Below are 14301 nucleotides of genomic sequence, written 5' to 3' on the forward strand. Positions count from 1 at the left end.
TTCAGTCCTGACTGACGGCGCCGATCTTGTGCACCGACAAATCCGCGCCGTAGTACTCCTCTTCCTGGCTCAAGCGCAGTCCATGGAACGCCTTGATCGTTCCGTACACCGCAAAGCCACCGGCCAGCGCCACGAGCACCCCCAGCGAGGTGCCAATCAACTGGCTGATCAGACTCACCCCGCCCAAGCCACCCAAGGCAGTCTGGCCAAAAATGCCGCACGCGATACCGCCCCAGACGCCACACAGACCGTGCAAAGGCCACACACCCAACACATCGTCGATATGCCATTTGCCCTGCGCCGCGGTAAAGCACCAGACAAACAGTGCCCCGGCGATGGCGCCGGTCACCAACGCGCCCACCGGGTGCATCAGGTCGGAGCCGGCGCAAATGGCCACAAGCCCGGCCAAGGGGCCGTTGTGCAGAAAGCCTGGGTCATTGCGCCCGACGATCAGCGCCGCCACGGTGCCGCCGACCATGGCCATCAGCGAGTTCACTGCCACCAGTCCGCTCACGCCTTGCAGGGTCTGGGCGCTCATGACGTTGAAGCCAAACCAGCCGACAATCAGGATCCACGAGCCCAAGGCGAGGAAGGGAATGCTCGACGGTGCAAACGCCACCAGGCGACCGTCGCGATAGCGCCCTTGTCGCGGCCCGAGCAACAACACCGCCGCGAGGCCCAACCAGCCGCCCATGGCATGCACCACCACGGAACCGGCAAAGTCATGGAAGCTGGCGCCGAATCGCGCCAGCAACCAGGCTTGCAAACCATAATTGCCGTTCCAGATCATCCCTTCGAAAAAGGGATAGATGAACGCCACGATCAGCGCGGTCGCGCACAACTGCGGGACAAACCTTGCACGTTCGGCAATACCGCCGGAAATGATCGCCGGGATGGCGGCGGCGAAGGTCAGCAGGAAAAAGAATTTCACCAGCCCATAACCATGGTCGGCATTGATCACCGCTGCAGGTTGCAGAAACGTCACCCCGTAGGAAATCCAATAGCCTATAAAGAAGTAGGCCAAGGTCGAAATGGCGAAGTCGCTGAGAATCTTCGACAAGGCGTTGACCTGGTTCTTTTGCCGAACCGTGCCAACCTCAAGAAAGGCGAAACCGGCGTGCATGGCCAACACCATGACGGCGCCAATGAGGATGAACAATGTATTGGAGCTATGGACCAGACTGTCCACAGCGCTTTGCAGATTTTCCATGGAGTGGCAGACCTTAAGGCTAAAAAAGCACCAAAGCAGTTCGCGCAGGCTGCTGACGCACCAAGTTGCGGCTTATCCGGATCGAATCACTGATCTCCATGAACCGCTTTGGCGCATCAGCGCGAAATCGTCGCGCGAGTTTTTATTGTTTGAGTCGAGGTTTTCCTGAAATCATGCCCGGCAACAGCGCATCGGCGCCGGCAAACGCACCACGACACAGCAAAAGTTGTACCAGTCATTTGTACTGAACCTTCGCGCAAGGCTCATACTCGAACCCATCAGAAGCCACTTACGGAGATCTACCCATGGCCAGCATCAAGGCAAAGACTGCTCAAGAAATCCTGATGAACGATTTTCAGACCCTGGTCAGCGACACCGAACGGTTGCTGGAGCACACCGCGACCCTGGCCGGCGATCAGGCGGATGAACTGCGCACCCAGATCCACGACAGTCTGTTGCGTGCCCGGGAAACCCTGAAGCTGACCGAAGACTCGTTACGCGAACGTGGCCAGGCTGCCGTCACCGCCACCGAAGATTATGTGCAGGCCAACCCATGGCAATCGGTCGGGATCGCCGCCGGGGTAGGCTTCCTCATTGGCCTGCTGGCTTCTCGGCGCTGATATGTCTATCGGCGAATCCAGCTCGTCGGCGACGGGCACAAGCGCTTCATCGCGGCGCCTGGGTGCCGCGTTTCTCGGACTGTTGCACAGCCATGTCGAACTGTTCGGCATCGAGTTGCAGGAACAAAAGGCACGCACCGTAAGCCTGCTGCTGTTTGCGGGCCTGGCACTGGTCTTTGCATTGTTGTTGCTGGTGGGGTTGTCGACCCTGGTGTTGATTGTGTTTTGGGACACCTATCGCCTGGCCGCCATCATCGGGCTCTGCGTGTTCTATACCCTTGCCGCGATCTTCTGCGGATTGCGTTTGAAAGCAGCGGTCTTCGATGAGTCCTCGCCCTTCCATGGCACCCTGGAAGAATTGGCCAACGATCGGGAGCGCCTGCTGCCATGAGCCTGCCTCAACTGCCCAATAACAGCTCGCGCGCGGAAATGCGCAAGGCGCTGATTCGCCTGCGCATGGAAATGCACCGTCAGGAAATCCGTCTCGAGTCCCGGGAACTGCTGCAGCCCTTGCAGCGGATTCGCGGAATGAAGCAAGACCTGCAGGACGGTTTTGGCATCAAGCATGCCCCGCTCTGGGGCGTGGCGGCCGTCACCTTGCTCGGCTTTCTGACCGGCAAAAGTACCCGCAACGGCGGCGCCAGCAGCCTGACTCGCCTGGTTCGTCTGGGCACCAGCCTGGGGCCCTTGATCAAGCTGGTGCTGCAAAGCAATTCGCGCAAAGACTAAATAGCCACTATCTGGCTGCATTCTTGCAATATCTCCGGGATGAACCTCTCTATCGAGGGGTTCAATCCTGTGTGCCTATCCGGTGACCAGGCATCCAAAAACAAGACCTTAACCAAGGAGGCCACGTGATCGACGGGCAACCGCTCGCCTGCTTTCAACCCTTCATCGATACCGCCACCGGCCGTATCGCCGGCGTCGAGGCATTGGGCAGACTGCGACAGGCCAATGGTCAACTGGCCTCGGTAGGCCCGCTGTTCGCCGACCCTAGGACACCGGCCATCGCGTTGCGGCGTCTTGATCGGCAGATCCGCGACAACGCGCTGAGTCGCTTGCATGAGGCGCCTTCGGACTGGTTTCTCAGCCTGAATATTTCCCCGCGCTGGATCAATCGCCTGCGCCCGGATCAAGCGCTGCCAAGCCTCAAACAACTGTGCAGGCACAACGTCGACCCGCAACGCATCGTCTTCGAGATCACCGAACTGGGCGGCGACATTCAGCGCCTGGCGGACGTCGTGGCTCGCTATCGAGAAGCAGGCGCACGAATCGCCATTGATGATTTCGGTGCCGGTTATTCTCAACTCGATCGCGTACTGGCCCTGCAACCGGACATCCTCAAGCTCGACATGCGCTTGTTCCAGGCGGCGGCATTGGGTGGTCCGAGCAGCGATGTGGTGAAGGCGCTGGCACAGATGGCCGAGAAAACCGGTTGCTGGATCATCGCCGAAGGCGTGGAAACTGAAGCTCAATTGAGTTTTGCCCTGGAGTGCGGCTCGCGGTACGTGCAGGGTTTTCTGTTTGCCAAGGCACAGGCCGACTTCTTCGCCGCTGACGCTTTTGTCGAGCGCTTCGCGCAACTGCGCCAACGGTATGTCCAACAAAAACTCGCAGAGCGTGGGCGGCTGATGATCATGCGCCAGCAACTCGGCGAGCTGATGAGCCTGTTGCAGACATGGGCCCAGGCCCACGCACCGCTCAGCACCCTGCCCCACCTGGACGCATTCCCCTGGCTGTTGCGTTTCTATCAATGCGATCGCCACGGCACGCAACTGACGCCCAACCTTGAATGGCGAAACAACGCCTGGGAATCGGACAGCCGCTACCTGGGTCACAACTGGTCATGGCGTCCGTATTTCTATCACTTGCTGGCAGAGGGTTGGGACGAGCGTCGGCTTACGCTTTCCAACACCTACCGCGACGCCACCAGCAACCAGTATTGCCTCACCGCCGGGCAATTTTTCGACAATGGCGAGCGACTGCTGCTCATCGACATCGACGCCGCCGGGCTCTAGGCTAAGGCATCAGTCACCTGACGGAGAGACCAGCCTTGGATTGGCAAACCCTGCTTACCCGCGAACGCCTCGGAAAACCGCTGCACAGCCCAGAAGAACTCGGCCGCAGTCCTTTCCATAAAGACCATGACCGCATTATTTTCTCAGGTGCCTTTCGCCGGCTGGGACGCAAGACCCAAGTCCATCCGGTCACCAGCAACGATCACATTCACACGCGCCTGACCCACTCGCTGGAAGTCAGCTGTGTTGGCCGCTCGTTGGGTATGCGCGTGGGTGAAACCATCCGCAGCGCCTTGCCGGACTGGTGCGAACCGAGCGACTTGGGGATGGTAGTGCAGTCGGCTTGCCTGGCCCACGATATCGGCAATCCACCCTTCGGCCATTCCGGCGAAGATGCCATCCGACACTGGTTCCAACAGGCAGCAGGCCGTGGCTGGCTGGATGACATGAGTGAAGTCGAACGTAATGACTTCCTGAATTTCGAAGGCAATGCCCAAGGCTTCCGGGTACTCACTCAATTGGAGTACCACCAGTTCGATGGAGGCACGCGGCTGACGTACGCCACGCTGGGTACTTACCTGAAGTATCCCTGGACGGCGAAGCACGCTGACTCGCTGGGCTACAAGAAGCACAAGTTTGGCTGTTATCAGAGCGAACTGCCGTTGCTGGAGCAGATCGCTCATAAACTCGGCCTGCCACAACTGGAGGAGCAGCGCTGGGCACGTCATCCATTGGTGTACCTGATGGAAGCCGCCGATGACATCTGCTACGCGCTGATCGACCTGGAAGACGGTCTGGAAATGGAGTTGCTGGAGTACGCCGAAGTCGAATCGTTACTGCTCAACCTGGTGGGCGACGATCTGCCGGAAACCTATCGCCAACTGGGCCCGCTGGATTCGCGCCGACGTAAACTCGCCATCCTGCGGGGCAAAGCCATCGAACACCTGACCAATGCTGCGGCCCGGGCCTTCGTCGAACAACAGGACGCCCTGCTGGCCGGTACACTGCCCGGCGACCTGGTGGAGCACATGCATGGCCCGGCCAAGCGCTGTGTCCTGAACGCAAAAGACATGGCCAGGAAGAAAATCTTCCAGGACAAGCGCAAGACACTGCATGAAATTGGCGCCTACACCACGCTGGAGATTCTACTGAACGCATTCTGCGGCGCGGCACTGGAACAGCACAACGGTCGAACGCCGTCGTTCAAAAGTCGGCGCATCCTCGACTTGTTGGGCAACAATGCACCCGATCCTCGCGGGCCTTTGCACACTTCATTCCTGCGCATGATCGACTTTATTGCCGGCATGACTGACAGCTACGCCAGTGAAATGGCCTTGGAAATGACCGGTCGTTCAAGCCGCTGATGCCCCCCGCCTCGACCCGCTGTTCAGATTGTCTGAACGCGGGTCGGATGCTGGAATGAGCAAGCACTACGTCAAGGTAGTCTGACGAACTTGAAAAACTTGAAAACTGTCGGTTCAACAAGATCTACCGTTACCTGATTACTTGATAAACCGTCGAAACAATCAGGCTTTATTAACTTATTGACCCTGACCCCCCCCTAAAACCAATCATTCAACCATCAACTTAATACATACAACACTTCCATTGTTCCTCATTCAAAACCGAACTGGAACGTAGTCCTATTCTTCTTCAATTGTAGGATTTGTCCTATATCACTGCTATCGACCTGTCAGTTCATGCGCCCCTACAACTATCTGAGCTAAGGTGCGCGCTTTATTTGAGCTCGCATGGGATCTGATTATGAACTCCGTTTTTATTGTCGACGATCACCCCGTTATCCGCCTTGCCGTCCGAATGTTGCTCGAACATGAGGGTTATAAAGTCGTCGGCGAAACTGATAACGGGGTCGACGCCATGCAGATGGTCCGCGAATGCATGCCAGACCTGGTCATTCTCGACATCAGCATTCCCAAACTGGATGGGCTGGAAGTTCTTTCCCGTTTCAATGCCATGTGTACTCCGTTAAAAACCCTGGTTTTAACGGCCCAGTGCCCGACCTTGTTCGGTATTCGCTGCATGCAGTCCGGCGCGTCGGGGTATGTCTGCAAACAGGAAGACCTCAGTGAACTGGTCAGTGCAATCAAAGCGGTGCTTTCAGGCTACAACTATTTCCCCAGCCAGGCGCTGAACCCCGTCCGTAGCGATGACACGCGATACGCCGACCTGGAACTCTTCAAGTCAGTCAACGACCGGGAATTGATGGTATTGCAACTGTTTGCACAGGGCCGTACCAACAAGGAAATTGCCAAGGGCATGTTCCTCAGCAACAAGACCGTCAGCACCTATAAAAAACGTTTGATGCAAAAACTCAAAGCCAAATCACTGGTTGAACTTATCGATATGGCAAAACGCAACGCCTTAGTGTGAGAGACCGGATGCCCAGTCGTTTAAAGGATTATCTGATACTGATCACCGCCGGCTTATGCCTGAGCACCTCAGTGTCTGCGACACACTCCGCCAGCGAGCATTACACTTTGCTCAGTCGCTCAATGGTCGGGCACATGGAAGTACAACTGGATAAATCACAGCGACAATGGATCAAAAACAAACGCGAACTGATTCTGGGCAGCTCAGCCCCCGATTACCCGCCTTTCGACCTGACCAGCAGCGGCAGCGACTACGAAGGCTTCACCGCAGATTACGCGGGCATCCTTGGCAAGGTGACCGGCCTGCCAGTCAAGGTTCAGCGCTACGCATCCCGGGAAGACGCCATCGAGGCGCTGCAAAACGGTGAGGTCGATATGCTCGGCAGCGCCAACGGATTTGAGGCACGCAACGCCGACATTGTGCTGTCGACACCTTACGCCGCGGATCAACCGGTTCTGGTGACACGAGAAGGAGAAACCCGGTCCCTGTCCGATGGACTGGCCGGATTGCGGTTGAGCATGGTGTACCACTATTTACCGATGGATGAAGTCAAAGCCCTATATCCAAAGGCGATTATCACGGCCTACCCGTCTTACCAGAATGCAATTAACGCGGTCGCGTTCGACCAGGCGGACGTCTTTCTCGGTGATACCATTTCGACCCATTACCTGATCAACAAGGGTTATCTGAACAACGTCCGGATGGCCAATTTCGGTAAACACGAAGTTCACGGCTTCAGCTTTGCCGTGCACCGGAACAACCCGGAACTGCTTGGAATCATCAACACAATACTGAATGCCACGCCCACCAATGCGCGAGAAGAAATCGCCAAACGCTGGAGTGCAGGCAGTGACATCCTTCTCACCGATCACAAACTGCAACTTACTACTCGTGAAGAACGCTGGCTGGCGCAACATCCGGTGGTTCGCGTGGTGGTCAATGAGGCGTTTGCGCCGCTGACATTTTTCGATAACGACGGCAACTTTCGAGGTGTCGCTGCCGATCTGCTCGAACTGATCAGGCTGCGCACCGGTTTGCGCTTCGAGATTCATCGCAGCCGAAGTGATGACGAGATGATCGAGCGCATCGGTCAGCATCAGGCCGACCTGATTGCCGCCCTGCTGCCCAGTACACACCGTGAAACCCTGCTCAACTTCAGCCGTCCTTACCTGGAAAACTCCTTCGTCCTGCTGACACGCAAAGTGGCCGGCAGTCCGAACGACCTCACCCAATTTTCGGGTAAACGCCTGACGATTGCCCAAGGTAATCCGATGGTGGATTACCTGCGTCACGAGTTCCCGAACGTCACTCTGATCGAAACCCCGGACACCTTCAGCGCGGTGCAACTGGTGGCGGAGGGCAAGGCTGAAGGCTCCGTAACCTCGCTGGTGATCGCCAACTACTTCGTCTCGTCCAGAGTCTTCGAGCAGACGCTTCAGATCAGTTCAACCGTTGGCACGCAACAGGCGGCGTTCTCGCTGGCGACCGGGCGCGATGCCCAAGAGCTGAGCGCGATCCTCGACAAGGCATTGCTGAGCATCACCCCGCAAGAATTAGGCATTATCAACAGTCGCTGGCGGGGTTACTCCTCGACGTCGCAAAACACCTGGCGCAACTACCACCGGGTGTTCTATCAAGTGGTGCTGGGTGTTGGCGTGCTACTGCTGATGTCTGTTGCCTGGAACGCTTACATGCGTCGCCAGATCAAACAGCGTCAGACGGCCGAACTCGCGCTGAATGACCAACTTGAGTTCATGCACTCACTGGTCAATGGCACGCCGCATCCAATCTACGTGCGTGACCGCCAGGGGTTGCTGCAAAGCTGCAACGACAGTTATCTGGAGACCTTCAGCGCAAAGTACGACGACGTGATCGGCAAAAGCGTCATTCAAGGCAATCTGAGCAATGCGTTCGAGGCGCGGGAGTTTGAGGCTGACTATCAGCGCGTGGTAAACGAAGGCACACCGCTGATTCTCGACCGCACATTACAAATTGGCAGTCGCCAGTTGACGATTTATCACTGGGTACTGCCCTACCGGGACTCGAGCGGTGAAGTGCAGGGCATCATTGGCGGCTGGATTGATATCAGCGAGCGGCGACAACTGTTCGATGACCTTCGGGCAGCCAAAGAACGCGCCGATGAAGCGAACAGAGCCAAAAGCACTTTCCTGGCGAACATGAGCCATGAGATCCGCACCCCGATGAATGCAATCATCGGCATGCTGGAGCTGACGCTCAAACGTATCGAACCGGCTCATCCCGACCGACCCGCCATCGACGTCGCGTACAACTCGGCGAAAGACCTGCTGGAACTGATCGGGGACATTCTTGATATCGCGCGCATCGAATCAGGGCACCTGAGCCTGAACCCGGAACGCGTCAACCTCGGTGAAACAGTAGCGTCGGTGGTGAGGATCTTCGACGGCCTCGCCCGGCAGAAAAACCTGCGCCTTTTGCTGGACTTGAGCCCAGCCCAACTGCCAAACGATGTGCTGCTGGACCCGATGCGCTTCAAGCAGGTGCTGTCCAACCTGGTCAGCAACGCCATCAAGTTTACCGAACAGGGTCAGGTGCGGATCGTGCTGGAGTGGCAAGCCACGGACGAGCCCGACCGGGTCATGTTGCGCGTGCAGGTTCAGGACAGCGGAATCGGCATCAGCGAGCAGGATCAACAGCGTTTGTTCGAGCCATTCGCCCAGGCGAGCCACAGCGAGCAGTCGACCCGGGGAGGCGCCGGGCTGGGCCTGGTGATCAGCCGAACCCTGTGCGAGATGATGGGCGGCAGCCTGCAATTGCGCAGTCAGGTCGGTGCCGGTACGCAGGTCGAAATAACCCTGCACCTGGCGACATTACCGCCAGAACTGCTGCCGAAAATCGCCGAAGCACCGGTTCAACCGACCTCAACGCCATTGAACGTCCTGGTGGTCGACGATCACCCGGCCAATCGCTTGCTCATGTGCCAGCAACTGGAGTTTTTGGGGCACCACCACCGCGCTGAAACCGATGGCGAAACCGGGTTCAAGGCATGGAAACACGGGCTGTTCGATCTGGTGATTGTCGATTGCAACATGCCGGTCATGAATGGCTATGAACTGGCCCGGCTGATTCGCCAACACGAACAGCAACAGTCGCGCGCGGCGTGCACCCTGCTGGGCTTCACCGCCAACGCACAGCCGCAAGAAGTACAACGCTGCAAAGACGCCGGGATGGACGACTGCCTGTTCAAGCCCCTCAGCCTGGCAGCCTTGAGACTGTGGATTGAACGCGTCAAGCCGGTTGCCCGTCCCCCTGCGTTCAGCCTCGAAGGGCTGCAGCTGCTCACCGGCGGCAATCCAAAGCTGGATCAACGCCTGCTGCTCGAAGTACTGAACAGCAATCGTCTGGACCGCCAGGAATTGCTGGATTTGTCACAGTGCCAAGACCGTCAGTCATTCCTCGACATCGCTCACAAAATCAAGGGGGCGGCACGCATCGTCCAGGCGGGCCGATTGATCGACAGCTGCGAGGCGCTCGAAAGCGTCTGCCGTGAAGTGTTCCACCCCGAAAACGTAGCCGGCTGCACTCAAGCCATCGAGCGCGCCATGCTCGAACTGGAGCACGCCTTGCAACAACAAATAGGGCACAACGACAGAAGCAGGATGGTGGAGCCTTAACTATGCTTGGACGCTGAGCAGTGTGTTAACCATCACGGAGAGACCAGTAATGTCCAACCCACTGCGCCCCGATCAACGCAGGTTTCCGCTGCACGTCCATATCAGCGTGATGTTTACCTTCCTGCTGCTGCTCACGGGCGTGGTGCTGGGCATTTTCAATTACCGCCAAACCACGCAGATCATCCTGTCCAGCAGTGAAAAACTGTTCAATCGCATCGAACAGGATGTCCGGCTGGACCTTCAGGGCACTTATGAACCGATTCGCCACCTGCTGAGCTTGCTGGCGGACAACCCGGCGACCGAGGCGCTCGCGCTGGAGCAACGGCTCGCGCTGCTGAAACCCTTTAGCCAGTCGCTCAAAGACAACCCCAACCTGGCCTCGCTGTACCTGGGATACGGCAATGGCGACTTTTTCATGGTGCGCCCCCTGCGCACCCCCGCCCTGAGAACGCTCACCAATGCCCCGGACACGGCGGCCTATCAGGTCTGGAGCATCGAACACCTTTCCGGCGTCGCGAAGGCGAGGTCCCAGTCGTTGTTTTTTGATCAGAACCTGGCGCTCGTCAGCCGCCAGGATAACCCTGAAGAAACCTACGATCCGCGTACTCGCGCCTGGTTTACCAGTGCTCGCAGCGATGAGGGCCAGATCACCACCGAACCCTATGTGTTTTTCTCCACTCACCATGTCGGGACGACGCTGGCGCGGCGCAGCGGCGAAAACGCAGTGATAGGCGCCGACCTTACACTCGCCGAACTGTCGGCGACGCTGGCCAAACATGTGGTGACTCCCCATACCGAAATCGTGCTGTTCGATGCCGATGGCAATGCTGTTGCCTATCCCGACAGCAGCCGTCTGATCGTCGACGACCAGACCGCACGCCTGATCAAGGCGGCCGATCTGAATCCGGCGCTCGGCGCCCTGCTCACCCATCCGCCCGAGGGCAATCGACTGGACGCCGCCGGGCGTGAATGGATTGTGGCCCGCAGCAGCATGCAGGAAGGCGGGCCGCAAGGATTGCAGCTCGCGCTGTTGGTGCCCGAAGATGAATTACTGGTCGATGCCTATCGCATGCGCTGGCAAGGGGCGTTGATCACGCTGGCAACCTTGTTGTTGTGCCTGCCGCTGGGGTGGCTCACCTCCAGAATTCTGGTCAAACCCTTGCGCGCACTGGTGCAGGAAGCCGATGCGATCCGCAGTTTCGACTTCAACTTTCCCATCAGCCGACGCTCGCCCGTGCTGGAAGTCGACCAACTGGGCGTGTCGATGACGCGCATGAAGGACACCCTGGCGAGCTTTTTCCAGATATCTGACAGCCTCAGCGCCGAGACCCGTTTCGCCCCGTTGCTGCAACGGGTGCTATTCGAAACCGTGAAGATCGGGCAGGCCCAGGCGGGCCTGATTTACCTGCGCGAGCAGGACGGCGACCGCATGGAGCCCCATGGCCTGGTGATCAACGAGACGTCTCAGGTGTTGCCAGCGTTTGGTATTCAAGGCTATGAACTCCAGGATTCACGGAGCCCTCAGTGGATGCAGCAGTTGTCCCGCGCCGACAATGTGGTCACCAGCCTGGGCTTCGAAAACGCAGTCGATCTGCAAAAGGTGCTGCAGGCGCTGGAGTGCCCACGGGTTCACCTGATCGGTATCCGGCTGCACAATCGGCATAACGAAACCGTCGGCCTGCTGGTCCTCTTGCTCGCCGACAGCGGCGCCCAGAGCGATCTGGAAAAGCTGCGTCCGGACCGCATCGCGTTTCTCCAGGCGGTGTCTGGCGCGGCGGCGGTGAGTATTGAAAGCCAGCGTTTGCAAGCCCGGCAGAAACAACTGCTGGATTCCTTCATTCAATTGCTGGCTGGCGCCATCGATGCAAAAAGCCCTTACACCGGCGGGCATTGTCAGCGAGTGCCGGAATTGACGCTGATGCTCGCCGAGGCTGCCGCGGCTAGTCAGGAGCCGGCCTTCAGCGGTTATCACCCCACGGAAGATGAATGGGAAGCCCTGCACATCGCGGCGTGGCTGCACGATTGCGGCAAAGTCACCACCCCGGAGTATGTGGTCGACAAAGCCACCAAGCTCGAAACCCTGAACGACCGCATCCACGAAGTCCGCACGCGTTTCGAAGTGCTCAAGCGTGATACCTGGATCAATTACTGGCAGGCCATCGCCCACGGCGGAGACGAACATCACCTGGCCGAGTTGCGTAACGCCAACCTGGCGGGACTGGACGATGATTTCGCGTTCATTGCCCACTGCAATCTGGGCGGCGAGGCCATGGCCGAAGCCGACCTGCAACGCTTGCGCGGCATTGCTCAACGCACCTGGACCCGTACGCTGGATGACCGACTTGGGGTTTCATGGGAAGAGAATCGCCGCCAGGCTCGCACTCCGGCCCCGACGCTGCCGGTCAGCGAGCCGTTGCTGGCGGACAAACCCGAACACTTATTTGAACGCGCCGAAAGCGAGCTGATACCGGCTGACAATCCATGGGGTTTCAAGCTTGATGTACCGCACTACAAATACAATCGGGGCGAACTCTACAACCTGAGCATCACCCGAGGCACGCTGACTCGCGAGGAGCGCTACATCATCAATCACCACATGGTGCAGACGATCCGGATGCTCAGCCATCTGCCCTTCCCCAGTCACCTCAATAACGTCGCGGAGATTGCCGGCGGCCATCACGAAAAAATGGACGGCACCGGTTATCCCAAACAGTTGAAGCGCGAAGAGATGAGCCTGCCGGCACGGATGATGGCGATTGCCGATATTTTCGAAGCGCTGACCGCTGCCGATCGCCCGTACAAGAAGGCCAAAACCTTGAGCGAAGCCTTGGGCATCATGGCCAATATGTGCCGTGACGCCCACATCGACCCGGAGCTGTTCGGGTTGTTCGTCCAGGCGCGCATTTATCTGCAGTACGCCGAACGATTCCTCGATCCGCAGCAAATTGACCCCGTCGACCCGGCAAGCCTGCTGGTCAAGGCAGGCTTGAGTGCCTGATCAGCAATCGGTCAGGCGCAGGAAAATCGCCGCCAGGCGCTCGATACCGGCTTGATCCTCAGCGGTAAACCGTGCCAGTTTCGGGCTATCGAGGTCCAGCACACCGATCAGTCGACCGTCCTTGACCAGCGGCACAACCAGTTCGCTGTTCGATGCGCTGTCGCACGCGATATGCCCGGGAAAGGCGTGCACGTCTTCAACCAATTGAGTCTGCAAGGTCGACGCGGCCGTCCCGCACACACCGCGACCAAACGGAATCCGCACGCAGGCGATTTGCCCCTGGAACGGACCGAGCACCAGCTCTTCATTGCGATTGAGGTAGAAACCGGCCCAGTTCAAATCATCGAGCTGGTTGAACAGGAAGGCCGAGAATTGTGCCGCATTGGCAATGAAATCACGCTCGTCCGCCAGCAACGATTCCAGCTGCGCCCACAACATGCCGTAACCATCCAGCCCTTGGCCGCTCTTCTGTAAATCAATCATGCTTTGTGCTCCAACAGCTTGAGCCCGACCCAATAGCGGGCAAATTGATAAGCGCAACGTCCATTGCGATTGCCTCGGCCGCCGGCCCAACGCACCGCGAGGATGTCCAGCTCTTCGTCACGCTGCCATTCAAGACCGGCCTTGCCGGCCAGTTGACCGATCCAGTGTTCGACGACGTTGAGGAAATGCTCCTGAGTAAACGGATAAAACGACAGCCACAGGCCGAAGCGGTCCGACAGCGCGATCTTGTCTTCCACCGCTTCGCTTGGGTGCAGTTCACCGTCGACGCGTTTCCAGTTTTCGTTATCGCTTTCCTTTTCCGGCACCAGGTGACGACGGTTGGACGTGGCGTACAGCAGAACGTTGTCCGGCGCTTGTTCGAGGGAGCCGTCGAGCACGCTCTTGAGTACGCGATAATCGCCCTCGCCCGCCTCGAACGACAGGTCATCGCAGAACAGCACAAAGCGCTGCGGCAACTTGGCGATTTGCTCGACCACGCGCGGCAGGTCCGCCAGGTGATCGCGCTCGATCTCGATCAGGCGCAAACCGGCCTGGGCGTGTTCGGCCAGCAAGGCCCGCACCAGCGACGATTTACCGGTGCCGCGCGAGCCCCAGAGCAACGCGTGGTTGGCCGGCATGCCGTCGAGGAACTGTTGGGTATTTCGCCCCAGTTGCTCCAGTTGCCGGTCGACGCCGATCAGGTCGGACAGGCGCATGTCGAGGCTGACGTGCAGCGGCAGCAGAAAACCGCTGCGCCCCTCGCGTTGCCAGCGCGCGGCCAGGCATTGGTTCCAGTCGATGGCTTGCCGAGGTGCGGGCAGCAGCGGCTCGATACGGGCCAAAACAGCATCGGCGCGTTCAAGAAAAGCATTCAATCGGGCGTCCACGTCTTCTCCTCGGGCACGTTCACAGTGATGATGGCGATACA

Annotated in this window: 11 protein-coding genes; 8 read left to right on the forward strand and 3 right to left on the reverse strand. The window is 58.4% G+C overall.

Annotated features, from left to right (window positions below):
- Nucleotide 1: 1 nt before the first annotated feature.
- A complete protein-coding gene (locus ACWKV5_RS10650; RefSeq protein ID WP_483841245.1) occupies nt 2–1210 on the reverse strand; it encodes an ammonium transporter in 1209 nt (402 codons plus the stop codon).
- Nucleotides 1211–1515: 305 nt separating this feature from the next.
- Between ACWKV5_RS10650 and ACWKV5_RS10655 the strand changes: the two genes are divergently transcribed.
- From ACWKV5_RS10655 to ACWKV5_RS10690, 8 genes are all read left to right on the forward strand, one after another.
- Entirely contained in the window at nt 1516–1830 is a 315-nt protein-coding gene (locus ACWKV5_RS10655) for an ElaB/YgaM/YqjD family protein (RefSeq protein WP_007943326.1), read from the forward strand.
- A gap of 1 nt (nt 1831) precedes the next feature.
- Nucleotides 1832–2221, forward strand: a complete 390-nt coding sequence (locus ACWKV5_RS10660) for a phage holin family protein (RefSeq protein WP_123432617.1) — start codon at nt 1832–1834, stop codon at nt 2219–2221.
- Nucleotides 2218–2559 carry a hypothetical protein gene (locus ACWKV5_RS10665; RefSeq protein ID WP_123432618.1) on the forward strand — a complete coding sequence of 114 codons (342 nt, stop codon included), beginning with the start codon at nt 2218–2220 and terminating at the stop codon, nt 2557–2559. The genes ACWKV5_RS10660 and ACWKV5_RS10665 overlap by 4 nt, the downstream gene beginning before the upstream one ends.
- Before the next feature lie 125 nt (nt 2560–2684).
- A complete protein-coding gene (locus tag ACWKV5_RS10670; RefSeq protein WP_483841246.1) occupies nt 2685–3848 on the forward strand; it encodes an EAL domain-containing protein in 1164 nt (387 codons plus the stop codon).
- Nucleotides 3849–3883: 35 nt separating this feature from the next.
- Nucleotides 3884–5212 (forward strand): deoxyguanosinetriphosphate triphosphohydrolase, encoded by a 1329-nt coding sequence (locus ACWKV5_RS10675; RefSeq protein ID WP_027925740.1) that lies wholly within the window; start codon nt 3884–3886, stop codon nt 5210–5212.
- A gap of 400 nt (nt 5213–5612) precedes the next feature.
- The gene (locus ACWKV5_RS10680) at nt 5613–6239 is read left to right on the forward strand and encodes a response regulator transcription factor (protein WP_027925739.1); all 627 of its coding nucleotides are present in this window, start codon (nt 5613–5615) and stop codon (nt 6237–6239) included.
- Between the two features lie 8 nt (nt 6240–6247).
- On the forward strand, nt 6248–9892 hold the full coding sequence (locus ACWKV5_RS10685; RefSeq protein ID WP_483841247.1) for a transporter substrate-binding domain-containing protein: 3645 nt from the start codon (nt 6248–6250) through the stop codon (nt 9890–9892).
- Between the two features lie 49 nt (nt 9893–9941).
- Nucleotides 9942–12890, forward strand: coding sequence for an HD domain-containing phosphohydrolase (locus ACWKV5_RS10690; protein ID WP_483841248.1), 2949 nt, complete (start codon nt 9942–9944; stop codon nt 12888–12890).
- Here ACWKV5_RS10690 and ACWKV5_RS10695 read toward each other — a convergent pair whose 3' ends face one another.
- Nucleotides 12891–13373, reverse strand: a complete 483-nt coding sequence (locus ACWKV5_RS10695) for a GAF domain-containing protein (protein WP_027925736.1) — start codon at nt 13371–13373, stop codon at nt 12891–12893. It lies immediately after the preceding gene.
- Complete coding sequence (locus tag ACWKV5_RS10700) at nt 13370–14260, reverse strand: ATP-binding protein (RefSeq protein WP_123432624.1); 891 nt, start codon at nt 14258–14260, stop codon at nt 13370–13372. The genes ACWKV5_RS10695 and ACWKV5_RS10700 overlap by 4 nt, the downstream gene beginning before the upstream one ends.
- Nucleotides 14261–14301: the final 41 nt, after the last annotated feature.

The sequence above is a fragment of the Pseudomonas oplopanacis genome (assembly GCF_057128725.1).